Source organism: Gordonia sp. (in: high G+C Gram-positive bacteria), from assembly GCF_020438995.1.
In the GTDB taxonomy this organism is placed as follows: domain Bacteria; phylum Actinomycetota; class Actinomycetes; order Mycobacteriales; family Mycobacteriaceae; genus Gordonia.
Genome location: NZ_JAGQTN010000054.1, coordinates 1 through 22,815, shown reverse-complemented (window position 1 = coordinate 22,815; position 22,815 = coordinate 1). Strand labels below are relative to the sequence as shown.

21 protein-coding genes and 1 riboswitch are annotated in these 22,815 nt (G+C 66.1%); of the genes, 7 read left to right on the top strand and 14 right to left on the bottom strand.

All coding sequences use genetic code 11. From position 1 onward, the window contains the following. Window positions 1-150 precede the first annotated feature (150 nt). Entirely contained in the window at window positions 151-1,953 is a 1,803-nt protein-coding gene (locus KDB67_RS04600) for a long-chain fatty acid--CoA ligase (protein ID WP_291012935.1), read from the top strand. A gap of 6 nt (window positions 1,954-1,959) precedes the next feature. Here the strand turns inward: KDB67_RS04600 and KDB67_RS04595 are convergent, their stop codons facing one another. From KDB67_RS04595 to KDB67_RS04565, 7 genes are all read right to left on the bottom strand, one after another. Further along, window positions 1,960-3,078, bottom strand: coding sequence for a glycosyltransferase family 4 protein (locus KDB67_RS04595; protein ID WP_291013027.1), 1,119 nt, complete (start codon window positions 3,076-3,078; stop codon window positions 1,960-1,962). Beyond that, a complete protein-coding gene (locus KDB67_RS04590; RefSeq protein WP_291012933.1) occupies window positions 3,078-4,559 on the bottom strand; it encodes a hypothetical protein in 1,482 nt (493 codons plus the stop codon). The genes KDB67_RS04595 and KDB67_RS04590 overlap by 1 nt, the downstream gene beginning before the upstream one ends. A 10-nt stretch (window positions 4,560-4,569) precedes the next feature. Then, entirely contained in the window at window positions 4,570-5,541 is a 972-nt protein-coding gene (locus KDB67_RS04585) for an NlpC/P60 family protein (protein ID WP_291013024.1), read from the bottom strand. 271 nt (window positions 5,542-5,812) lie between these two features. After that, complete coding sequence (locus KDB67_RS04580) at window positions 5,813-6,436, bottom strand: C40 family peptidase (RefSeq protein ID WP_291012931.1); 624 nt, start codon at window positions 6,434-6,436, stop codon at window positions 5,813-5,815. Window positions 6,437-6,453: 17 nt separating this feature from the next. Then, a riboswitch (cyclic di-AMP (ydaO/yuaA leader) is annotated at window positions 6,454-6,628 on the bottom strand. A gap of 513 nt (window positions 6,629-7,141) precedes the next feature. Beyond that, window positions 7,142-7,420: an Lrp/AsnC ligand binding domain-containing protein gene (locus KDB67_RS04575; RefSeq protein WP_291012929.1), complete on the bottom strand. Its 279-nt coding sequence runs from the start codon at window positions 7,418-7,420 to the stop codon at window positions 7,142-7,144. 18 nt (window positions 7,421-7,438) lie between these two features. Then, window positions 7,439-8,506 carry an anthranilate phosphoribosyltransferase gene (gene trpD / locus KDB67_RS04570; protein ID WP_291012927.1) on the bottom strand — a complete coding sequence of 356 codons (1,068 nt, stop codon included), beginning with the start codon at window positions 8,504-8,506 and terminating at the stop codon, window positions 7,439-7,441. A 91-nt stretch (window positions 8,507-8,597) separates the two neighbouring features. Next, entirely contained in the window at window positions 8,598-9,059 is a 462-nt protein-coding gene (locus tag KDB67_RS04565; protein WP_291012925.1) for a hypothetical protein, read from the bottom strand. A 138-nt stretch (window positions 9,060-9,197) separates the two neighbouring features. On the opposite strand from KDB67_RS04565, the gene KDB67_RS04560 reads away from it, so the two are divergent. The 4 genes from KDB67_RS04560 to KDB67_RS04545 all read left to right on the top strand — a co-directional run bounded on the left by KDB67_RS04560 (window position 9,198) and on the right by KDB67_RS04545 (window position 13,628). Continuing rightward, entirely contained in the window at window positions 9,198-9,809 is a 612-nt protein-coding gene (locus tag KDB67_RS04560; protein WP_291012923.1) for a heme-copper oxidase subunit III, read from the top strand. 89 nt (window positions 9,810-9,898) lie between these two features. Continuing rightward, complete coding sequence (locus KDB67_RS04555) at window positions 9,899-10,852, top strand: cytochrome c (protein WP_291012921.1); 954 nt, start codon at window positions 9,899-9,901, stop codon at window positions 10,850-10,852. Then, window positions 10,849-12,018, top strand: coding sequence for a ubiquinol-cytochrome c reductase iron-sulfur subunit (locus KDB67_RS04550; RefSeq protein WP_291012919.1), 1,170 nt, complete (start codon window positions 10,849-10,851; stop codon window positions 12,016-12,018). The genes KDB67_RS04555 and KDB67_RS04550 overlap by 4 nt, the downstream gene beginning before the upstream one ends. Continuing rightward, complete coding sequence (locus KDB67_RS04545; RefSeq protein ID WP_291012918.1) at window positions 12,015-13,628, top strand: cytochrome bc complex cytochrome b subunit; 1,614 nt, start codon at window positions 12,015-12,017, stop codon at window positions 13,626-13,628. The genes KDB67_RS04550 and KDB67_RS04545 overlap by 4 nt, the downstream gene beginning before the upstream one ends. Before the next feature lie 128 nt (window positions 13,629-13,756). On the opposite strand, the gene KDB67_RS04540 is transcribed toward KDB67_RS04545, so the two are convergent. From KDB67_RS04540 to KDB67_RS04530, 3 genes are all read right to left on the bottom strand, one after another. Next, window positions 13,757-14,194 carry a nitroreductase family deazaflavin-dependent oxidoreductase gene (locus KDB67_RS04540; RefSeq protein ID WP_291012916.1) on the bottom strand — a complete coding sequence of 146 codons (438 nt, stop codon included), beginning with the start codon at window positions 14,192-14,194 and terminating at the stop codon, window positions 13,757-13,759. 197 nt (window positions 14,195-14,391) lie between these two features. Continuing rightward, entirely contained in the window at window positions 14,392-14,808 is a 417-nt protein-coding gene (locus KDB67_RS04535; RefSeq protein ID WP_291012914.1) for a cytochrome c oxidase subunit 4, read from the bottom strand. Beyond that, window positions 14,805-15,989 (bottom strand): cytochrome c oxidase subunit II, encoded by a 1,185-nt coding sequence (locus tag KDB67_RS04530; RefSeq protein WP_324388513.1) that lies wholly within the window; start codon window positions 15,987-15,989, stop codon window positions 14,805-14,807. Before KDB67_RS04530 ends, KDB67_RS04535 begins: the two co-directional genes overlap by 4 nt. 412 nt (window positions 15,990-16,401) lie before the next feature. On the opposite strand from KDB67_RS04530, the gene asnB reads away from it, so the two are divergent. After that, complete coding sequence (gene asnB / locus KDB67_RS04525) at window positions 16,402-18,327, top strand: asparagine synthase (glutamine-hydrolyzing) (protein ID WP_291012912.1); 1,926 nt, start codon at window positions 16,402-16,404, stop codon at window positions 18,325-18,327. 81 nt (window positions 18,328-18,408) lie between these two features. Here asnB and KDB67_RS04520 read toward each other — a convergent pair whose 3' ends face one another. The 4 genes from KDB67_RS04520 to KDB67_RS04505 all read right to left on the bottom strand — a co-directional run bounded on the left by KDB67_RS04520 (window position 18,409) and on the right by KDB67_RS04505 (window position 22,406). Continuing rightward, window positions 18,409-19,332: a carbohydrate kinase family protein gene (locus tag KDB67_RS04520; RefSeq protein ID WP_291013020.1), complete on the bottom strand. Its 924-nt coding sequence runs from the start codon at window positions 19,330-19,332 to the stop codon at window positions 18,409-18,411. A 130-nt stretch (window positions 19,333-19,462) separates the two neighbouring features. Continuing rightward, on the bottom strand, window positions 19,463-20,614 hold the full coding sequence (locus tag KDB67_RS04515) for an RNA-guided endonuclease TnpB family protein (protein ID WP_291012910.1): 1,152 nt from the start codon (window positions 20,612-20,614) through the stop codon (window positions 19,463-19,465). 258 nt (window positions 20,615-20,872) lie between these two features. Next, entirely contained in the window at window positions 20,873-21,232 is a 360-nt protein-coding gene (locus KDB67_RS04510; RefSeq protein WP_291012909.1) for an iron-sulfur cluster assembly accessory protein, read from the bottom strand. 112 nt (window positions 21,233-21,344) lie between these two features. After that, window positions 21,345-22,406: a glycerate kinase gene (locus KDB67_RS04505; RefSeq protein WP_291013018.1), complete on the bottom strand. Its 1,062-nt coding sequence runs from the start codon at window positions 22,404-22,406 to the stop codon at window positions 21,345-21,347. A gap of 72 nt (window positions 22,407-22,478) precedes the next feature. Between KDB67_RS04505 and KDB67_RS04500 the strand changes: the two genes are divergently transcribed. Beyond that, on the top strand, window positions 22,479-22,815 hold a 337-nt coding region (locus KDB67_RS04500; RefSeq protein ID WP_291012908.1), incomplete at its 3' end, for a DUF3043 domain-containing protein.

Here is a 22,815-nt window from a genome sequence, read left to right as displayed (position 1 = left end):
AAGTCGAGGCGCCGTGTTGAGGTGTATGCCCGGTACGCCCGCTCCGCGAAGTTTGGTACTCGCATGGCCATGTGCCCAGGTACAGCGCTCGTCCGGTGGCGTGCATCATTGGGGCTACGATTCGTGAGACCGGCAGCAGAAAGGCCACCCTTGACCACCGAATACAGCGTCCCCGCCGACTTCACGATCGACGACGACGCGAACTGCACCGACATCATCTTCGACATCGCTGCGCGTTCCCCCGGCCAGGCGGTGTTCCTCGACAAACGCGGCACCCAGTGGGTACCGGTGGCGGCCTCCGACGCCGCCGCCAGGATCACCGCGCTGGCGAAGGGTTTCATCGCCGCGGGCGTCCAGCCCGGTGACCGCGTCGCGATCCTGAGCCGCACCCGTCTGGAGTGGATACTCATCGACGTCGCAGTCTGGGCCGCCGGTGGTGTGCCCGTCCCGATCTACGATTCGTCGTCGGCCACCCAGATCGAGTGGATCCTGACCGACTCCGGAGCCACCACGATCGTCCTCGAGGACGCCGGCCACCGCGCCGAGTTCGAGGCCGCGCCGTCGGCCGCCGGAGTGCGGGCGTTCCAGATCACCGGCGGAGACGGACCCGGCGCCATCGAGGAACTCACCGCGCTCGGAGCCCAGGTCGGCGACGACGAGGTGGCCGCCCGCCGGACAGGCCTGCGCTCGGCGGATCCCGGGGTGCTCATCTATACCTCCGGCACCACCGGACGGCCCAAGGGCTGCATCCTCACCCATGCCAACCTGCTCTCCGAATGCCGGGCCGCGCTGTCCACCGGCATCGGCCGGCAGCTCGAGCCGGGCAAGCGGCTGCTGATGTTCCTGCCGCTCGCACATGTCCTGGCACACGCCATTACGCTCGTCGCGATCGACGGCGGTGCCGCGGTCGGCTTCACCGCCGACATCAAGAACCTGGTTCCCGAGTTCGGTAACTTCCGCCCGTCGGCGATCCTGTCGGTGCCGCGCGTGTTCGAGAAGGTGTTCAACACGGCCCGCCAGGGTGCCCACGACGGCGGCAAGGGCAAGATCTTCGACGCCGCGGCCGACACCGCGATCGCCTTCTCCGAAGCCGAGCAGACCGGTGGCGCGGGCCTGGTCCTCAAGGCCAAGCACGCGGTCTTCGACAAACTGGTCTACAGCAAGCTGCGCACCGCGCTCGGTGGGCAGTGCGAGATGGCCATCTCCGGTGGTGCCCCGCTCGGCGCGCGTCTCGGTCACTTCTTCAGCGGCGTGGGCATCCCCGTCTATGAGGGTTACGGCCTGACCGAGACCACGGCCGCGTTCAGCGTCAACTCACCCGGCGCTGTCAAGATCGGCACCGTCGGCCGGCCGCTGCCGGGCAACAGCGCCCGCATCGCCGACGACGGCGAAATCATGCTGCACGGCGGTGTGGTGTTCGACGGCTACTGGAAGAATCCGACGGCCACCGAGGCTGCCATCGAGGACGGCTGGTTCCACACCGGCGATATCGGCACCATCGATGACGAGGGCTTCCTCAAGATCACCGGCCGTAAGAAGGAACTCATCGTCACCGCCGGCGGCAAGAACGTCTCCCCGTCGGGCCTCGAAGACGTGATCCGCGCCTCGGCGCTGGTGTCGCAGGCCCTCGTGGTGGGCGAGGCCAAGCCGTTCGTCGGCGCACTGATCACCATCGACGCCGAGGTGTTCCCGTCGTGGAAGGAACGCACCGGCAAACCAGCCGACGCAACCGTCGCCGACCTCGCCGACGATCCGGATCTACGCGCTGAGATCCAGGCCGCGGTCGATGAGGCCAACCTGACGGTCTCGCATGCCGAGGCGATCAAGAAGTTCCGGGTGCTGCCGACGGACTTCAGCGAGGAATCGGGTGAGATGACCCCCACCCTGAAGGTCAAACGCAACGTCGTCACCGAAAAATTCAGCGCCGACATCGACGCCATCTACAAGAAGTAGGGAGCTCTACAACAGTTGGTCGAGGCGGGCGGCCATGTGCCGCCACTGCCAGCGTTCGACGGCGAATTCGCGTCCGGCGCGGCCCATTTCGCGTGCCCGGTCGGGAGCTTTCAGGACTGCGATGAGGGTCTCGGCGAGGTGCTCGACGTCGCGCCCGTCTACGACATGTCCGGTGATGCCGTCGCGGACGGTTTCGGGTGCGCCGCCGGAATCGCCTGCGACCACCGGGATTCCGGATGCCGAGGCTTCGAGGAAGACGATGCCCAGACCTTCGACGTCCAGTCCCCTGCCCCGGGTACGGCACGGCATGGCGAACACGTCGGGCATGGCGTGGAACGCGGCGAGGTCTGCGACAGGTACCGATCCGGCGAACACCACGTGTTTGCCGGTACCGTTCGCGTCGGCGAGCTCGTGCAGCTTCTCCGCGTAGGGTCCGCCGCCGGCGATGACGAGCGCGACGTCAGGTACTTCCCGGGCGATCGCGGGCAGCGCCCGGATGAGCGAGTCCTGGCCTTTGCGCGGCACCAGCCGTGACAGGCACAAGATGGTGGGCCGGTCGCCCAGTCCGAGTTGCTGTCGGATGCGCCGGCGGGCATCGGGATCGGGGGCGAACCTGTCGATGTCGACGCCGGGCGGCAGGTATTCGAGGGCGGCGCGGGACCCGAATGCCGCCGAGAACCGGCTGCGCGTGTATTTGCTGACGTAGGTGATGGCGTCGGTATTGGTGCCGATCAAACGCAGGATCTGTCGGGCGATCGGCAGCATGGACCAGCCCACCTCGTGCCCGTGGGTGGAGGCGATGATTCGCTGGGCGCCGGCCTTGCGCAGGGCGGGCGACAGGATTGCCAGTGGTGCGGCAGCGCCGAACCAGACGGTGTGGATGTCGTGTTCACGGACCAGGCGTGCGGCGCGACGTGCGACGAACGGCGTGGGCAGCATGAGGGTGGTGCGGTGCCGGACCACCGAATACGGTGCGCAGCTGTCGAACTCCTCGCAGCCGCGCCACCGGGGGGCGTACACCACGACCTGGTCGGACGGGAGGCGGTCGATCAGGTTCTCCAGGTACGACTGGATGCCACCGGGTCTGGGCGGGAAGTCGTTGGTGACCAGCAGGGTCCGGCGCATCAGGCTGTCGCCTGGGTCAGCCAACGACGCCACTGTGTGACGAGGTCGCCGCTGGTCACCTTCAGTTCCGACGCGATCGCGGCATCGGCGGCGGCCGCGTCACCGGCTGCTGCCTTGCGGTATAGGTTCTTGATCTTGTCCTCGCCGAACTTGCTCGCCATGAACGCCCACAGCGACCAGGCCGACTGGTAGGTCAGTCCGGCCTTCGGCCCGGACACGGCGAAGTCGGCGTCGGTCGGCAGGGTGCGGGGTGCCGAGCCCGCCCGGACCGCCGCGGCGAGGTCGGGTGCGGCGTCGGCCAGCCGACGGTAGGTCCCCTTGCGCCCGACGTACTCGGCCAGTCCCTCGGTGACCCACAGTGGCGCTTTCACCGAGGTGATCGACCGGGTTGCGACGTGGGTGATCTCGTGCCGCAGCACGACGCCCAGTGCGGGCGCCGGGATCTGCCGGGCGTTGGGTGTGAGTACGATCCGCTGGCCCCTGACCGTCTTGTCCGCATCGATGCCGGTGAACACGGTTGCCGCGGCCGCCGCGCCGTCGGCTTCGGGTGCCCCCGACAACCCGGTGAACTGTCCGGCCGTCCCGGTGGTCACCACAGCCACCCGGCGTGGCCACTGCGAACCCCAGAACGACTCGACTGCCTGCACGGCATCGGGCAGAAGGCCCCGGGCGCGGTCGACGAGATCGGCGGTACCCGGGTAGGACGCAATCACCGACGTACCGCCGGCTGTGTGCACATCGGCGACGCGCAACCCGGCAAATTCCCATAGCATTGTCGCCGGCGCACGGCCACCGACCAGAGTAGCGTCACCGACGACTTTCCAGTCGTCGCCGTAGCGCGCGACCACCATCCGCTGGTCGATGTCCAGTTCGGGTTCGTCGATTCCGGGTGCCTGCGCGCCCCCCAATGCGTAGCGCAACGCGACCGGCGTCACCCAGACGTCCGAACTGCCCTGGTCGGTCAGTTTGTCGGTGACCGATTCTGGCGCCTGCATTTCGGCGGCATCGGTGAGGACCAGCTGGTACTTGAACGTCGCGGGGCGCAGCGCGGTGCCGCGTGAGTCGTCGGGCAGCGGGCGTGCGGGCGCCGGCGACGGACCGCGGCTCTCCGATGGGGCCGGCGATCCGGTCGTCGGAGACGCCGTCCGCTGCGGTCGCGCACCGAAGTTTGCCGCCGCGGTTTCCAGCCGTTTACGGAAGGCAGGCGTGGCACTGTCGTCCATCAGACCGGCCAGGGACTTGGCGTCGCCCGCGGTCACGGCCTTCGACAGCTTGTCGAGCAGGGCTGTGACGGCTTCGGCCCGCTGCTGCTCATAGACGTTCGCGTTGGTTGTGGTCGTGGCGGCGCCCGACGGTACGGGCAGTTCGTCGTCGCCGGAACACCCCACCACGAGCGCCGAGGCTGCGAGAAGCGCGACCGTCAGCCGGTAGCCGCGGTTGCGCCGCGAGCAGCCTTCGGACACGTCGGTGATGACAGGCATGTATGGGCGTTCAGTACCGGCGCGCGGAGTTGTACGGTCCCGCATCATCGACGGGCACGACCTTGACCGGAATCCCGAAGGTCGAGGCGTGGATCACGAGGCCGTTACCGACGTACATTCCCACATGTGAGGCATCGGCATAGTAGATGATCAGGTCACCCGGTTGCAGCTGCGACCGGTCGACAGGAGTGCCGCCGGAGAGCTGGGCCTGGCTCGAGCGTGGCAGGGTCTTACCGACCTGCCTATATGCCCACACCATCAGACCCGAGCAGTCGAACGAGTCGGGGCCCGTCGCTCCCCACACGTAGGGATCACCGATGCGGGTGAGCGCCGCCTGGACCGCGGCCAGCGTGTATGCGGCCCCGGTGGGCAGCTGGCGCGGATCGAAGGTGAACCGGGGACCGCGCAGGGCGGCGAGTTGTTTGCCGGTCATCGTCTCGTAGATCGTGCGCACCTGAATCGCCTGCAACTGCAGCGCGTTCTGCTTGGATTGCAGCTGACGCCTCGTCTTGGCGACGGTGGTGATGGCGCGGTCCGCGTCTGCCGCTTTGCGGTCGGCGGTGGTCTTGATCGCGATGGCCTCGCGCTTGGCCTTGGTCAGCCCGCGCAGGTTGGCCGCGGTCTGGCGCGAGAGGACCTCCAGGCCCGACATCTGGTCGAGGAGCGACTGAGGGGAATCGCTGACGAGTACCGCGTACAGGCGGTTGACACGTGCTCCTTTGGCACTCGCACGGGCCAGCACGTTGACCGCACGCTGGTAGCGCGCCAGATCACGATCGACACGAGTCCGGTCGGCGTCGGCCTTACGGGATTCGGTGCGCGCCTGCCGGGCGATCGCAGTCTGCTTGTCGTACTCGATCTGCGCGTTGTGCATCGCTTCGGCAGACTGCTCGGACTCGCGTGCGAGTTTCTTGTACCGGACCAACAGCTGATCGGCCGATGCGGTGGGTTCGGCGTGCCCTGGGCTCGCGACCGCCGCCATCGTCGCGGCAACCAGCGCCAGCGCGGTGGCCCATACGACCAGTCGCAACGGCAGCAGGAACGGCCGGACCATGGACCCCACTGTGTACTTCACACCAAGCTGTTCACAGCGGTGCTTCACATCAAGCTGTTCACAGCGCACGGCCGACGTCGGTCGTGCGCCCTCCGATGCCACTATCGCCATACTCCTCGCGCGACTGTCCTCATTGACGGGATGCGGGCGGGTCACACATCACCGATGCGACCCGCCCGTCACACGTTACGGCACTACGTCAGTAGCGACGGACGCCCACCAGGTTCCACGCGTTGACCTGGGCGCGCTGTACAGGCACTCCATAGGTCGATGAGTGGATGAAGATTCCGTTGCCCTCATAGATGCCGGCATGGCCGCCACCGTTGAAGATCAGGACGTCGCCAGGCTTGGCGTCGGAGTAGTTGACGGCCTGACCGCCGCCGAGCTGTCCGTAGCTGTCGCGCGGAATGATCTTGCCGGCCTGCTGGTAGGACCAGTAGACCAGGCCGGAGCAGTCGAATGCGTTCGGTCCGGCGGCGCCGTAAGAGTACGGCGAACCGATCTTGGTCGCGGCGTACCGGACGGCCTTCTCGCCGGTCGACTGGCGCGGGGCCAGCACTGTGCCCGGGTTGACGCGCGGCGGCGTGATCCTGCCGTGACTCTTCGGCGTGATCTTGGACGGCAACTGCCGCAGTTCCTTCGGGATCTGCTTCTGGCTGATTCCCGGAATCTCGAAGGTGCCGACGTTCGGGATGGTTACCGGGGCTGCCTCGGCAGCACCTGCGGCGACACCGAGCGATCCGATCGACAGCGATCCGGCAATGAGCGCAGACTTGGCGAGCTTGCCGGTCCGTGCGGGCTGTTCCAAACGATGTTTGGCCACGAAGAACGTTCTCCTTCTACTTCTCCCTGAACCGCCTACCGAGTTAGCTGTCGGGTTCGGGCGGAAGAAATTGCCCTACGCCACGTCCGGGTGGACGGTGACGATTCACCCCAATTCGGTCCTTCGCGAGCGAAGGTCCGAAGCCGGTGGGTCCCCGGTTCATCCAGCTGGATGACTAAGCGGTGACCTTCACGGACCACTCCGGTTGGAGTTACGACGCTCCGTCAAGGTCTCAGAAAGGTTACGAAATGAAATGGCCTTCTGTCCACTGGTCGACCGAACAAATTTCTACAGCACCGATCAGCCGGCGCGCAGGGTTTTGGGAAAGTGGGCCGAAGCAGCGCGCTGAACAGGCACAATGGCCCCTCTTGCCGTTCGGGCGGTCGAATTCGTCACCATCGCGGCAAGTGCGAAGACTTCGATGGCCGCCGAGATCTCACGGTCGGCCGTGGGCGCCCCAGCTGTTACCTGGGCTTCACCTTCGGCACTGCCATCGACGCTGCTCGGGGCCGAAAAAAGTACCTGCACCATGCACCCGTCGCAAGCGGCCGGGCGCCCTGGGCACCCGCTGCATTCGATCAGCATATGTAATCTCCGTCTCATTCACTCCGCCGGTGCCCCGATTCACCAGTCGGATACCTGCCGAACGAGACGAACACTAGAACACAGGTACGACAATCACCGGCCCGTGCGGCACGGAGAGGGCTATTCCTCGCCGATCGAGAACCCGCCCTCGACCTCCGAACTGGAATAGCTACGGAAGGCGATGTGGGTGGCGCTGCGGGTCACCCCGGGCAGCCGGTTGATCTTCCCAGTGACCACCTCGGCGATCTGTTCGTGATCGCGCACCTTGATCTTGGCGATGAGATCGACGTCTCCTGCACACGAGTACACCTCACTCACCCCGGGGATGTCGGCGACCGCCTGCGCGGTTTCCGGGATCCGGTGAACGTCGGCGGAGATGAGGACGATGGCGGTGATCATGCTCGCAACCCTAATTCTTCAGTTCTTCGCCGCGCCCAGTTCGGTGCTCAACGCCACCCAGCGATCGAGCACGTCCCGCGAGGCTCCGGAATCGACGACCACGGCGGCCCGGTCCCGAGCGTCGGCCAGGGCCCCGGCGAAGGTTTCCTCCGTGAACGGTTCTGTCTGCTCGAACGCGACGATCGCGCCCGCGGCGTTGAGCAGCACCGCGTCGCGCACCGGCCCGGTCCGCCCGTCGAACAGTTCCCGCGCAATACGGGCGTTCACCTGTGCGTCGCCACCCTGCAAAGCAGACAGCTCCACCGTGGCGATGTCCAGTGCCCGTGGGTCCAGGGACAGTTCGGTGACCGTGCCGCCGACCACCTGCCACACGTGCGAGGTGGTGGTCGTGGTCAGCTCGTCGAGTCCGTCGTCGCCGCGGACGACGAGCGCCGACGTTCCCCGCTCGGCGAAGGTGCGCGCCAGGACGGGCGCCAGATCGGCGAAGGCGCAGCCGATCAGTCCGGCGGCCGGGGCGGCCGGGTTGGTCAGCGGTCCCAGCACATTGAAGACAGTGGGAATGCCGATTTCCTTGCGGGGCGGTCCGGTGAACCGGAACGCGGGGTGGAACACCGGCGCGAAGCAGAAACCGACGCCCACCTCGGCCACGCATCGTGCGACGGCGTCCGGCCCCAGCGAGATGGTGACGCCGAGCGCTTCGAGGACGTCGGCGCCACCACTCTTCGACGACGCCGCGCGGTTACCGTGTTTGACCACCGGGATACCGGCGGCGGCCACCACGACGGAGGTCATCGTGGAGATATTGACGGTGTGCGAACGATCTCCGCCGGTCCCGACGACGTCGACGGCCCGCCCCGGCACATCGACCAGGCTCGCGTGCGAGAGCATCGCCGAGGCGAGTCCGCTCAGTTCCGCGGCCGCCGCACCCTTCATCTTGACTCCGACGCCGAAGGCGGCGATCTGCGCGCCGGTGGCCGAATCGGTCATGATCTCGTTCATCGCCCAAGCGGCCTCGTCGGCCGTCAGGTCGATGCCGTCGGTGACGCGGCCGAGGATCTGCGGCCAGGTATGGGTTGTCTCGCTCACAATTGTCCACCCTAGTGGGCGTCCACCACGGACGGCAGTAGGACCACGACCGGGCGCTCGGTGACACCGACGGGCAGTCCGGCACGCCGGTTCACTCGGGAAGCTGCAGTACCTGCCAGCCCAGGACCGTTCCGCGCTGCCGCGAGGCCAGACTGGCGATACGCGAACGTTCCCGCGACACATCCACCGTCGTGAACACCGCGAGCTTCGCCAGCGTGAGCACTCCCGTCCCGTCCTGTTCGCCGGCCCCCGCAAGTCCGGCCGCACCGATATCGACCTGATAGTCGTTGAGTCCGGCGATGCGCACAACCTCCTCGACACCGTCGTCGGCGACCTTCAGGAAGTGGCGCAGCACCGCCGGCTGTCCGGGTCGCCATGGCGACGAATCGAGCACGATCGAACTCGCCACCGCCTCGTCGTCGGATTCGGCGACGATGACGATCCTGTCGTCATCGACCGAGGACGGTCCGTCGGCACCCACTCCGCGCGTGAAAAACGCCCGCAACCGGTCCCATCGCATCGACGATCGCCGCCGTCCACCGGGTTCGCTCATACCAGGAAGCAAATCACGCCCTCCCTGACACGCCGACAACCCCCTCAATACCGCCCCGGACCAGCGCAGGGAGAATTTGTTGAGGCAATTTGTCGACCCGAGTGGTCAGGGCTTACTACGAACCGTCATACTTCACTTGTGACTAGCGCCGTAGGTACCCAAGGGACAGCCATCACCTCGCGCGTGCACTCACTGAACCGACCCAACATGGTCAGTGTCGGCACTATCGTGTGGCTGTCGAGTGAGCTCATGTTCTTCGCCGGCTTGTTCGCGATGTACTTCGTCGCGCGAGCCAACTCCTCGTCCGGCTGGCCGCCAGAGCCGACCGAGCTCAACCTCGCCCTCGCCGTCCCGGTGACACTCGTCCTCGTCGCCTCGTCGATCACCTGCCAGATGGGTGTGTTCGCCGCCGAGCGCGGCGACGTCTTCGGCCTGCGCCGCTGGTACGTCATCACCTTCGCGATGGGCGCCTTCTTCGTCGCCGGCCAGGGCTACGAGTACTTCCACCTCGTCGAGCACGGCACCACGCTCGCCTCGAGCGCCTACGGTTCGGTGTTCTACATGGCCACCGGCTTCCACGGCCTGCACGTCATCGGCGGCCTGGTTGCATTCATCTTCCTGCTGATCCGGACCAAGCTTTCGAAGTTCACACCGGCTCAGGCCACCGCGGCGATCGTCGTGTCGTACTACTGGCACTTCGTCGACATCGTGTGGATCGGCCTGTTCGTCACCATTTACTTCATCCGGTAGTTACAGCCCGGGTCCTCTGCGCAGCCTTCACCGTCAGGACGACCCGGACACAGAGAAAACAGTCCGTCCGCTTAAGTAGAGAGTCACTGATGAGTTCATCTCCACCGCGACCGTCGGATAGCGACGACGTGGACTTCGGCGCAGCAGGGGTCGGCGCAGCCACGCCGGCCACCGATGCCGGATCCGCATCGTCGGCGGCACGTAAAGCCAAGTCCCGTCGTAAACTTCGCCGTCGCGCAAGCGGCACAATCCTCCTGCTGTCCGGGCTCGTGCTCGCCGGCCTCCTCGCGGCGGTGTTGTCACCCAAACCGCAGGTGGCCACCGCCGATGAGTCCAGCGCCGCACTCATCGCCGACGGCAAGAAGCTCTATGAGACCTCCTGCATCACGTGCCATGGCGCCAACCTGCAGGGTGTGAGCGATCGCGGACCGTCACTTGTCGGCGTCGGCGATGCCGCCGTGTACTTCCAGGTGTCCTCGGGCCGCATGCCCGCGGCCCGCGGCGAGGCGCAGGCGCTGCGCAAGCCGGCCAAGTTCACCAAGGCCCAGATCGACCAGCTCGGCGCCTACATCCAGTCCAACGGTGGCGGACCGCAGGTCATCTACGAGCGCAACGATGACGGCACCATCAAGAAGGACGAGGCCGGGCTGCCCGTCATCGCGCAGAAGTCACTGCGCGGCGACAACATCGGCAGGGGCAGCGAGCTGTTCCGCCTGAACTGCGCCTCGTGCCATAACTTCACCGGCCGCGGCGGCGCCCTATCCTCGGGCAAGTTCGCGCCGACCCTCGACGGTGTCTCCGAGCAGCAGCTGTACACGGCGATGCTCACCGGGCCGCAGAACATGCCCCGGTTCTCGAACCGTCAGCTGTCGGTCGAGGACAAGAAAGACATCATCGGCTTCATCAAGTACGTCACCGAGACCAAGCAGCAGGGCGGCCTGGGCATCGGCGGGTTCGGCCCGGTGAGCGAAGGCATGGTCATGTGGGCCATCGGCGTCGTCGCGATCGTGGCCGGCGCAATGTGGATGGGATCGCGCTCATGAGTGGATCAAACGACAAGGACCTGCCCTCGCAGGACGAGCTCGACCAGATGAGTAAGGAAGAGCTGGTCAAACTCGGTACCAATCTCGACGGCGTCGAGATCATCCACCGGGCTGCGCGCTATCCCGAGCCCGGCACCGGCGTGGAGAAGCGCGCCGAACGTCAGGTCGCGATCTGGCTGACCGTCTCGGGTATCTCCGCCCTGGCCTGCTTCGTGATCTTCCTCTGGAATCACTGGGAGTTCGCGCTCCCCGGTTCAGATGAGTACTGGCGCTACACCCTCAACACTCCGCTGCTGGGTATCACCTTCGGTCTGTCGATACTGTCGATCGGCATCGCGGTGGTGCTGTTCACCAAGAAGTTCATCCCGTCGGAGATCTCGGTCCAGGACCGCCACGACGGTGAGGGTGCCGGATCGTCGGAGGTCGACCGCAAGACCATCGTCGCCGGACTGAGCGACTCGCTGGAGAGCTCCACGCTCCCCCGTCGCAAGATGATCATCGGTTCGGGCCTGTTCGCCTTCGGCGCCCTGGCACTGACCGGAGTCGTCGCCGGCCTCGGCGGGTTCATCAAGAACCCGTGGGCCAAGGGTGACAAGTCAGAGCTGTGGCACACCCACTGGTCGCCGATCTACAACCCGCCGGAGAACCCGGACGAGACCGTCTTCCTGCGCCGCGACACCGGCAACCCGTACCAGGTCACCCTGGTCCGCCCGGAGGATCTCGACGCCGGAGGCATGGAGACCGTGTTCCCGTGGCGGGTGTCCGATGGACTCGGTGAGACCGAGCATTCCCGTCACAAGCTGCTCGAAGGTCTGCGCTACGTCAGCAACCCGGTCATGCTCATCCGCCTGCGTCCCACGGACGCGGCCAAGGTGATCAAGCGCAAGGGCCAGGAAAACTTCAACTACGGCGACTACTTCGCCTACACGAAGGTCTGCAGCCACCTCGGTTGCCCCACCTCGCTCTATGAGCAGCGCACCAACCGCATTCTCTGCCCGTGCCATCAGTCGCAGTTCAACGCGCTGGAGTACGGCAAGCCGATCTTCGGACCGGCCGCCCGTGCCCTGGCCCAGCTGCCGCTGACGGTCAACGACCAGGGTTACCTGGTCGCCGCGGGCGATTTCATCGAACCTGTCGGACCGGCCTTCTGGGAGCGTCGATCATGAGCAACCGCCTGGCCGTACAGGCCTCTGAAATGGATGCGCGCTACCACATGGCGCCAGGAATCCGTCGGCAGATCAACAAGGTCTTCCCGTCGCACTGGTCGTTCATGCTGGGTGAGGTCGCGCTCTACAGCTTCGTCATTCTGCTGATCTCGGGTGTCTACCTGACACTGTTCTTCGACCCGTCGATGTCGCACGTGATCTACGATGGCGCGTACACCCCGCTCAACGGTGTCACTATGACCCGGGCGTACGAGACCACCCTGGACATTTCGTTCGAGGTGCGCGGCGGTCTGTTCGTGCGGCAGGTCCACCACTGGGCGGCCCTGCTGTTCGCGGCGTCGATCATCATCCACATGGCCCGCATCTTCTTCACCGGCGCGTTCCGCCGCCCGCGTGAGGCCAACTGGGTGATCGGCTGCGTGCTGCTGCTGCTGGCGATGTTCGAAGGCTTCTTCGGTTACTCGCTCCCCGACGACCTGCTGTCGGGCACCGGCGTCCGCGCCGCCATGTCCGGCATCGTGCTGGGTATTCCGCTGGTGGGCACGTGGATCCACTGGGCGCTGTTCGGCGGCCAGTTCCCGGGCGACATCATCATCCCCCGCATGTACGTGCTGCACATCCTGCTGTTCCCCGGCATCATCCTGGCGCTGATCGGTGCGCATCTGGCGCTGGTCTGGTACCAGAAGCACACCCAGTTCCCCGGCCCCGGCCGCACCGAGACCAACGTCGTCGGTGTCCGGATCCTCCCGGTGTTCGCCGCCAAGGGCGGTGCGATGTTCGCGATCGTCACCGGTGTTCTGGCGATCATGGCCGGTGTCTTCCAGATCAACCCGGTCTGGACGATCGGCCCGTACAACCCGGCGCATGTGTCGGCAGGTTCCCAGCCGGATATCTACATGATGTGGACGGACGGTCTGGCGCGACTCATGCCGGCCTGGGAGCTCTATCTCGGGCCGTACACGATCCCGGCGATCTTCTGGGTGGTCGCCCTGATCGGCGTGCTGTTCGTCGGTCTGTTCGGTTACCCGTGGATCGAGGCGAAGCTCACCGGCGACACCGCACATCACAACCTCTTGCAGCGTCCGCGTGACGTCCCGGTGCGTACCGGTATCGGTGCGATGGCCCTGTCGTTCTATGCGATCCTCACGCTGTCCTGCATGAACGACATCATCGCCCTGAAGTTCCACGTGTCGCTCAACGCGACCACCTGGATGGGCCGGATCGGCCTGATCGTCGTGCCGCCGATCGCGTACTTCATCGCCTACCGCTGGGCCCTGTCACTGCAGCGCAGCGACCGCGAGGTCCTGGCCCACGGCATCGAGACCGGCATCATCACCCGCCTCCCCAAGGGCGAGTACATCGAGTTGCATCAGCCGCTCGGCCCGGTCGACAGCCACGGTCATCCGATCCCGCTCCCCTACCAGGGTGCGGCTCTGCCGAAGCGGATGAACAAGCTCGGCTCCGCGGGTGCCCCCGGCACGGGTTCAATCCTGTCGCCGGACCCGATCGAGGAGCAGCGGCGCAACATCGAACTCGAACACGAGAACGAGCACCAGGAGAAGAAGGCGCTGCAAGAACTGCAGGCCAAGGGTGGCAATCCCCTCAGCTGATCCTCGTCAGAACAAGAAGAACCGGGGCGGTCCGAATCATCGGACCGCCCCGGTTCTTCTTTGCTCCCGGTTCTTCTTTGCTGATGTCTTCCCTCCCCCACCGGTACTCCCCCCACCGGCGCCGGTCGCTATTCGAGCACGAACACCGGGATGAGCCGGTCGGTCTTGGTCTGGTACTCGGCGTAGGGCGGATACGCTTTGACCGCGAGGTCCCACCAGCGCGCCCGCTCGTCTCCGGACAGCTCACGTGCAGTCAGCTCGACGATCTTCTCACCGTCCTGCACGGTGACCTGCGGATGCGCTTTGACGTTGAAGTACCACGACGGGTGGCTCGACGCTCCCCCCTTGGAGGCCACCATGGCGTACTTCTCGCCGTCCGTGACCCTCATGAGGGGCACGTACCGCTTCTTGCCTGATCTGGCGCCTGTCGTGGTGAACAGCACCACAGGGCGGTTGATGATGTCCACAGCGGCGGTGGTGCCGGCCTTGAGGATCTCCTCGGTTTGCCTGCGCACCCAATCGGTCGGGCTGAGTTCGGGCTGAGTCTGCTGGGCGTCCTGCGTCATACACCAATTCAACCACCACCCGGTGAACATCATTCTCCAAACCCGGAAGGCAATTCTGCACCCGTCCGCAGGCCTGCGGATCGGGGTCGGTCGTAGTGCGTTATGGGTGCCTGAAGAGCCGTAAACCGCCCCAGATAGATTCTGGGACGGTTTAGACGGTTTACAGGGTTGTTCAATTATGCGGCAGGAAACGCGTGTCAGTGCTTCTCTGGGCCCACGTGGTATTCGAACACCATGCCCGCGGCGGTCCCGATGATCACGAGTGCCGAGAAGATGGCGAACCACAGGTTCCCGGTGGCGAAGCCGCCCGCGAAGAGCGCCGCGCCGGCGGCAACGGAGATCGGCCACCAGCTGTGCGGGCTGAAGAAGCCCAGCTCACCGGCGCCATCCTCGATCTCTGCGTCCTCGTAGTCCTCGGGACGGATCTCGACACGGCGTGCGACGAACCGGAAGTAGGTGCCCGCCAGCAATGTCAGGCCACCACTGAAGAACATTGCGGTCACACCGGCCCACTCGACGCCCCTGCTGGAGAAGTGGGTGCAGATCGTGTAGACGACGCCTCCGATGAAGAAGAACGCGGTCAGGAGCTCAAAGATCCGGGCTTCGATTTTCATCCGTTGGCTCCGATCGTGCAGTTGGCGATCGTGGTGTTGTCCGCGTCGCCGAGATCCTTGGGAGTGTCACCGTTGGTCTTGCGCCGGGTTTCGAACGGCACCGTCGTGACCGATGTGGGCTGCTGGCATACGGACTCGAGTGCCTGGCCGGTGGTCCAGTCGGGGTTCTTGATCCGTGCCTGGATATAGCTGTCAAAGGTCTGCCGGCTCACCGCACGCACTTCGAAGTTCATCATCGAGTGGAACGTGCCGCACATTTCCGCGCAACGGCCGACGAACGCGCCTTCACGCTCGATCTTGGATACCTGGAAGCGGCTGTCGGAATGGTTCTGCTTGGGGAACGGCATCACGTCGCGCTTGAACAGGAACTGCGGAACCCAGAACGAATGAACGACGTCGGCGGACTTGATGTCGAACTCGATGCGTTCACCGACCGGCAGCACCAGGATGGGGATCTCCGTCGACGAACCGACCGTCTCGATCTTGTCGAAGTTCAGGTAGTCACGGATATCGTCATCGCGTCCGCCGGCGGGACCGGGCTTGTCCTCATCGGTCTTGTGCCCGTCGTGTTCGAGCTTCTCGGGGACCTGGACGTCGAACGGGGTCTTGTTCACGCCGCCCGAGGCACCCTTCTTGATCTCGTCGGGGTTGCCCTTGCGGTCGAGCAGGTCGAGCTTCTCACCGTTGGCCAGCGTGACCTGGTTGTAGCCGAACTTCCAGTTCCACTGGAACGCGGTGACATCGACGACGACCGCCGGGTTGTCTTCCTTCTTCTCCACGTCGTTCTGCACCACGACGGTGAAGTAGAACAGGATCGCGATGAGCACGAACGGGGTGGCCGTCAGGCCCAGTTCCAGCGGCACGTTGTAGCCGAACTGCCTGGGGAACTCGTCCTCACCGTCTTTGTGCCGGTGGAAAGTGATGGTCCAGAAGATCGCGATCCAGACGAGGAGACCGACGACCAGAGCGGCGATCACCGACCAGGTCCACAGCGCTTCCATGTCTTTTGCCTCGGAAGTCACTCCCTCCGGCCAGCCGAAACGCATCGCGTCGCGGGCATCGCACCCCGACAGCAGCAGGGCGCCGAGGCCCAGCGCGAACGCCGAACCCAGTCGCTTCGCATTTCGACCTGCAGATGAGACATGCCTCGCTCGGGGCCGTCCACCGTGTGCCAATTTCACGCCTTCCTGCTCGCTCGGGAAGCATTTTCCAGCTGTCCGAGTCGCCGTGCCACATGACCCGCGAGGTGCGTACACATCACGCTGCGCCGAGTTTTGGGCTCTCGGCACACCACAATTCTCGCACCTAGTACTACGCAGCGTAGACCAACCCGGCGAACCTTTCGTGATTGGGGCGGGTATGGCGCGTGAGTTGTTGATCCGCGCAGGTGAGACGGGGAGGGCCCGGGGCCCGGTTGCTTGGTTCGCCCGGTGTGGGAGGGGTCCGGGAGGGTGTCCGGCGACACCAGGGCCAGTGGCCGACACACCTGTTCGGCGTCGTCTGCGGCATACTCGACCCGTCGGAACTTCCGGTCGGGTACGACCGGGCGCCCCCGATCTCCCGATACTCGACGTGACGTGAGGAACTGCCTGAATGTGTGGACTGCTCGGCCTTCTGACCTCCGACGGCACCGCCGCGGACGCGGTCGACCTCGTGGCATCGGCCACGCACTGCATGCGTCACCGTGGCCCCGACGAGCCGGGCACCTGGCATGACGAGCACATCGTCCTCGGTTTCAACCGGCTGTCGATCATCGACATCGAGACTTCGCATCAGCCGCTGCGCTGGGGACCAGCGGACAACCCGGACCGCTACGCAATGGTCTTCAACGGCGAGATCTACAACTATCTCGAGCTGCGCGCCGAGCTGGCCCGCGACGAGGGCGCGGTATTCCGCACCGAGGGCGACGGCGAGGCGATCGTCGCGGCGTTCCATCACTGGGGGCCGGATTCGGTGCGCCGGCTGCGCGGGATGTTCGCGTTCGCGATCTGGGACACCGCCGACAACTCGCTGTTCATCGCCCGCGACCCGTTCGGCATCAAGCCGCTGTTCATCGCGACCGGACCCGGGGGCACCGCGTTCGGCAGCGAGAAGAAGAGCCTGCTGGAGCTGATCGGCCGGATCGGACTCGGCGACGATCTCGATCCGCGGGCCATCGAGCACTACACGGTGCTGCAGTACGTTCCCGAGCCCGAGTCCCTGCACCGTTCGATCCGCAGGCTGGAATCGGGTACCTACGCGACCCTCAAGCCGGGTTCTCCGCCTTCGGCGCGACGCTACTTCGCGCCGCAGTTCGCGGTACGTCCGGTGACCGACGCGACCCGGCAGCAGCGTTACGACGACATCGCGCAGGCGCTGCGCGACTCGGTCGCCAAACACATGCGCGCCGACGTGACCGTCGGATCGTTCCTGTCCGGCGGTATCGACTCAACGGCAATCGCCGCGCTGGCCATCCAGCACAATCCGGATCTGATCACGTTCACCACCGGTTTCCAGCGAGAGGGCTATTCGGAGGTCGACGTCGCGGCCGAATCCGCGGAGGCCATCGGCGCCCGGCATGTGATCAAGGTCGTCGGACCCGACGAGTTCATCGCGTCGATCCCGGAGATCGTCTGGTATCTCGATGATCCGGTGGCCGACCCGGCGCTGGTACCCCTGTATTTCGTGGCCAAGGAGGCCCGCAAGCACGTCAAGGTGGTGCTCTCGGGTGAGGGCGCCGACGAGTTGTTCGGCGGGTACACCATCTACAAGGAGCCGCTGTCGCTGAGCACCTTCGACAAGCTGCCCGCCTCACTGCGCCGGCTGGCCGGCAAGGCCTCCGACCGTATCCCGGAGGGCACCCGCGGCAAGAGCCTGCTGCATCGCGGTTCGCTCTCCTTGGAAGAACGCTATTACGGCAACGCCCGCAGCTTCGACGACGCCCGTCTGCGGGCCGTCCTGCGCGACTACCGGCCCGAGTGGACGCACACCGATGTGACCGCGCCGATCTACGCACAGTCACGCGGCTGGGATCCGGTGGCCCGGATGCAGCACATCGACCTGTTCACCTGGTTGCGCGGCGACATCCTGGTGAAGGCCGACAAGATCACCATGGCCAATTCGCTGGAGCTGCGAGTGCCGTTCCTCGACTCCGAGGTGTACAAGATCGCCGAAACCCTCCCCTTCGACGAGAAGATCGCGCACGGCACCACCAAGTACGCGCTGCGCAAGGCGCTGGAGCAGATTGTTCCGCCGCATGTGCTGCACCGGCGCAAGCTCGGATTCCCGGTGCCGATCCGGCACTGGCTGGCCGGAACCGAGATGTATGACTGGGCCCACGAGACGATCGCCGCATCGCAGACCGACCACATCTTCGACAAGAGTGTGGTCGTGGCGATGCTCAATGAGCACCGCGACGGGGTCGTCGACAACAGCCGCCGGCTGTGGACGATCCTGATCTTCATGGTGTGGCACGCCATCTTCGTCGAGAAGACGCTGGTGCCGGCGATCACCGATCACGACTATCCGGTTCGCCTGTAGCCGTCCTCCCGGCCACGCACAGGGCCGCCCGTCGTACGTAGACGGGCGGCCCTGTGCGTGGATCGAACTGGATCGGAAGAACTACAGGACGGCGCCGATCTCGCCGGCCGCATCCTCACCGTAGGCACCCTTGATGCGGATCAGCGCAGAGTCGCGGTCCCACGACCAGTCCTGCGTCGAGACCGCTTCGAGGACCAGCACGGCAACCATAGAACCGAGCTGCGCGGCCCGTTCGAACGACAGTCCGTTGCTGATACCGTGCAGGAATCCGGCACGGAAGCCGTCGCCGACGCCGGTCGGATCGACCTTCGCGGTCTCGGGAACGACGTCGACGTGGATGCTCTCACCGTCGACGATGTCGACGCCCTTGCCGCCCAGGGTCGTGATTCGGGTGCCGACCATCGCCGCGACCTGGGCCTCGGACAGGCCGGTCTTCTGCCGCAGCAGGCCCCACTCGTATTCATTGGTGAACAGGTAGGTGGCACCGTCGATGAGTTCGCGGGCCTGGTCGCCGTCGAGCCGGGCGAGCTGCTGCGACGGGTCGGCAGCGAACGGCACCCCGGCCTCCCGGCATTCGCGGGTGTGCCGCAGCATCGCATCGGGGTCGTCGGCGCCGATCAGCACCAGTTCGGGGGTGCCGTTCTCGGCGAAGATTTCGCGCAGCGAGATCTCACGTGCCTCGCTCATCGCACCGGGATAGAAGGTAGCCAGTTGCGCCATCGCCTGGTCGGTGGTGCAGGTGAATCGTGCGGTGTGCCGGGTGTCGGAGACGCGCACCGAACCGCAGTCGACGCCGCTTCCTTCCAGCCACCGCCGGTAGTCGGCGAAGTCGGGGCCGACCGCGCCGACGAGCGTCGGGGTACCGCCGAGCTGCCCCATCGCGTAGGCGATGTTGCCGCCCACGCCGCCGCGCCGGACGACGAGGTCATCAACGAGGAAGCTCAGCGAGATGTGTTCGAGCTGATCACGCAGCAACTGCTCGGAGAACTTGCCGGGAAAGGTCATCAGGTGGTCGGTCGCGATGGACCCGCATACGACGATATTGACGTCCTCCCAGCCTTGAGCGGCCGGGATTCCTGCCACACCGCTACGCGGTGTCTCGGTGGGTTCCTGTTTCATTGAGGCTCACTTTCCGCTAGGCGGAAAGACTGACAGCCCCTCCGCAGGCGTTTAGCCACTCCGCACGTCCTGCGGCGTGGATGTTCTTGGCGGCGTTGAGGTCGCGGTCGTGAACCGCCCCGCACGCCGTGCATGTCCACTCCCGAATCGAGAGCGGTTTCGGGCCGTCCTGCACCCTACACGCCGAGCACAGTTGGCTCGACGGAAAGAAGCGGTCCACTTTGCCGAACACCCGGCCATACCGTTCGGCCTTGTATTCGAGCATCCCCACGAACTGCGACCAGCCCGCATCGTGCACCGACTTCGCCAGACGAGTCCGCGCCAAGCCTGTGACGCACAAATCCTCGACGAACACCGCTTGGTTCTCGCGGACAATCGTCGTCGACTCCTTGTGCGCCCAGTCTCGTCGTGAGTCGGCCACTCTGGCATGAGCCTTGGCTACCCGTAGGCGTGCTTTGGCCCGGTTGCTGCTGCCCTTCTGCTTGCGCGACAGGTCCTGCTGCGCCTTGCGGAGCTTGCGCTCTGCCCGACGCAGAAACTTCGGAGCACCGATCACCCGACCGTCCGAGAGGACAGCAAAACTCGACAGCCCCAGGTCGATACCCACCTCGTCGGCTATCGGAGGCAACGCTTCGTCGTTCGTCTCCACCACGAACGACGCAAAATAGCGGCCCGCCGAATCCTTGATGACCGTGACCGACGACGGGACGGCTGGAAGCTCCCGTGACCACGCCACTGTCAGCTCGCCCACCTTGGCGACATACAGCTTCCGGTTGGACCGAACACTGAATCCATTGCGGGTGAGCCGAATCGACTGCCGAGTGTCCTTGCGGGACCGAAACCTGGGCGCACCGATCTTGCGACCCTTCCGCTTCCCACTCATCGAATCGAACCAGTTCCGGTATGCCCGGCGCGCGTCCTGGCACACCTGCACCAGCACCACCGACGCGACATCGCCCAACCACACCCGCTGCGGGGTTTTCTTCGCTTCGGTGACCACCAACTTCTGCACGTCGGTGTCGGAGAGCTTCACTCCCGACTCGTGCGCGACCTGCCGGGCTCGCAGGCAGTCGTTGAACACCACCCGCGCACACCCGAACGCCTGAGCCAGCCTGTTCTGCTGGCCGGGCGTCGGATAGATGCGGTACCGGTAACGCAACTGCACCACTCGAACATACCATCGACCTCACGTGCTGTGGTTGACAACGACCCGACAACTATTCCGCACACCCGTCACGCTGACCGGGCCGGCGATCGATCACGCTGCCCGTACCCGGCACCATGCAGGGCGTTGATGCGCTGACCCTGCACTGAAGGACCGGGCTTGCGCGCTACGTTCTCTCGTCACAAGGTCCCACGCCACCGGTCGGCAACGCACAACCGGCCGCACCCCTGCTCGGAAGGGGTGCGGCCGGTGGCCAAAACTTCAGTTGAACGAGTCGCCGCAGGCGCAGCTGCCCGTCGCGTTGGGGTTGTCAATGGTGAAACCCTGCTTCTCGATGGTGTCGACGAAGTCGATGGTGGCGCCCTGGACGTACGGCGCGCTCATCCGGTCGACGGACAGGGTGACGCCGCCGAAGTCGGCGGTCAGGTCGCCGTCCATCGAGCGATCATCGAAAAACAGCTGGTAGCGCAGTCCCGCACAACCACCCGGCTGTACGGCGATACGCAGCGACAGGTCGTCGCGGCCCTCCTGATCGAGCAGCGCCTTGGCCTTACCCGCGGCTGCTTCGGTCAGGATGACGCCGGTCGACGTGGCGGCGCCGGATTCGTTGGCAACGGTCATGTGCTCTGCTCCTCGTGCATGTCGAGCGGGGGTCTTCGTCGTCAACGGTACCCCGTCCCCCGCTATTCCCGCGGGTCCGGCCCTGCAGCGTCTGCCGGTCCACCGGGCGGCGTCAGCCGATCCACCGGGCCGCGACGTCAGCGGCGAGCCCCGTCAACTGCCGGGCCGCATCCGACATCGCGAGCTCGACCGATCCGGCCCGGTCGACGATCGCGTACGCACCGGAGATACCGGCATCGGCGATCTCGTCCGGGGGCAGCGCGACCTGGCCGGCGAATACGATGGCCGGCACTCCGCAGCCGATGGCCGCCGAGGTGAGCGCGGAGACCACTTTTCCCCGCAGCGTCTGCGCGTCGAACTTGCCCTCCCCCGTGATCACGAGGTCGGCGGCGGCGACCACCTCGGCCTGTCCGGTGGCTTCGGCGACGACCGTCGCCCCGGACACCCGATGGCCGCCCAGCGCCAGCAGCGCCGCACCGAGTCCTCCTGCGGCGCCCGCCCCGGGCAGGTCGGCCACGTCGCGGCCGGCCAGCGCGGTGAGCACCTGTGCCCATTGCCGCATCCGCTCCTCGATCGCGGCGACGGTCCCGTGGTCGGCGCCCTTCTGCGGTCCGAACACCGATGCCGCGCCGAGCGGGCCGAGCAGCGGGTTTTCCACGTCGGAAGCCACCACGATCTCGACCTCGGACAACAGCTCGCGTGCGGCGTCGGGACCGCCCAGCGCGCCGATCAGCCCGGCACCGCCGTCGCTGGTGGAACTGCCGCCGAGCCCCACGACCAGCCGGCTCGCACCCGCAGCGAGCGCGGCCACGATCAGCTGACCGAGCCCGGAACTGTCGGCGGCCAGTGCGGTACGTGGGGTCGGTGCGCCGCCGAGTTGGTGCAGCCCGCAGCACTGGGCGCACTCCAGGTAGGCCGTCGCGCCATCGGTGCCGGTGTCCAGCAGCCACCGGGCGTCGACCGCGGCCCCGAGCGGCCCGGACACCCTGGTGGTGTGGACGATGCCCAGCCGGGAGGCGAGCACGTCCACGAATCCGGGACCGCCGTCGGACTGCGGGGCCAGCAGCACGGTGTCGTCACTGCGGGCCGACAGCCAGCCGGCGGCGATACAGTCGGCCGCTGCGACGGCGGTGAGCGTGTCCCCGAACGAATCGGGCGCCACGAGCACGGTCATGGGCTGCGTCATACGCGGAGTATAGGGAGGTCCGCGCGCATCGGCATGACGGAATCCCCTACTCTCGAAGCCGTGAAACTGCCATGGAAAAAGGACGTCGACGCCCCTTCACCGGCCACCGAGGAGGAGTCGCCCGTCGCGGAGGAGACGACGGGCTCCGGCAAAGGCAGTGCCTATACGCCCGGCAAGGGCAGACCCACCCCGAGCCGCCGCCAGGCGCAGGGACGCAAACGTGGTCCGGTGACACCCGCGCCCACCACGAGGGCCGAAGCGCGGGCCCGTAAGAAGGAACTCAAGTCGACGATGACGCGCGAGGAGAAGCGCGCCGCGGCCGACGACCGCCGCGAACGGCGACTCAAGCAGCGCGAGGGCATGATGGCCGGCGACGAACGCTACCTGCTGCCGCGCG

What these genes read in the sequence shown, in the direction of transcription:
- KDB67_RS04595 (WP_291013027.1), bottom strand. Translation starts at nt 3,078, where the DNA reads ATGCGCCGGACCCTGCTGGTCACCAACGACTTCCCGCCCAGACCCGGT.
- KDB67_RS04590 (WP_291012933.1), bottom strand. Translation starts at nt 4,559, where the DNA reads ATGCCTGTCATCACCGACGTGTCCGAAGGCTGCTCGCGGCGCAACCGC.
- KDB67_RS04585 (WP_291013024.1), bottom strand. Translation starts at nt 5,541, where the DNA reads ATGGCGGCGGTCGCGAGCCCAGGGCACGCCGAACCCACCGCATCGGCC.
- KDB67_RS04575 (WP_291012929.1), bottom strand. Translation starts at nt 7,420, where the DNA reads ATGATCACCGCCATCGTCCTCATCTCCGCCGACGTTCACCGGATCCCG.
- KDB67_RS04565 (WP_291012925.1), bottom strand. Translation starts at nt 9,059, where the DNA reads ATGAGCGAACCCGGTGGACGGCGGCGATCGTCGATGCGATGGGACCGG.
- KDB67_RS04555 (WP_291012921.1), top strand. Translation starts at nt 9,899, where the DNA reads ATGAGTTCATCTCCACCGCGACCGTCGGATAGCGACGACGTGGACTTC.
- KDB67_RS04550 (WP_291012919.1), top strand. Translation starts at nt 10,849, where the DNA reads ATGAGTGGATCAAACGACAAGGACCTGCCCTCGCAGGACGAGCTCGAC.
- KDB67_RS04545 (WP_291012918.1), top strand. Translation starts at nt 12,015, where the DNA reads ATGAGCAACCGCCTGGCCGTACAGGCCTCTGAAATGGATGCGCGCTAC.
- KDB67_RS04540 (WP_291012916.1), bottom strand. Translation starts at nt 14,194, where the DNA reads ATGACGCAGGACGCCCAGCAGACTCAGCCCGAACTCAGCCCGACCGAT.
- KDB67_RS04535 (WP_291012914.1), bottom strand. Translation starts at nt 14,808, where the DNA reads ATGAAAATCGAAGCCCGGATCTTTGAGCTCCTGACCGCGTTCTTCTTC.
- asnB (WP_291012912.1), top strand. Translation starts at nt 16,402, where the DNA reads ATGTGTGGACTGCTCGGCCTTCTGACCTCCGACGGCACCGCCGCGGAC.
- KDB67_RS04520 (WP_291013020.1), bottom strand. Translation starts at nt 19,332, where the DNA reads ATGACCTTTCCCGGCAAGTTCTCCGAGCAGTTGCTGCGTGATCAGCTC.
- KDB67_RS04510 (WP_291012909.1), bottom strand. Translation starts at nt 21,232, where the DNA reads ATGACCGTTGCCAACGAATCCGGCGCCGCCACGTCGACCGGCGTCATC.
- KDB67_RS04505 (WP_291013018.1), bottom strand. Translation starts at nt 22,406, where the DNA reads ATGACCGTGCTCGTGGCGCCCGATTCGTTCGGGGACACGCTCACCGCC.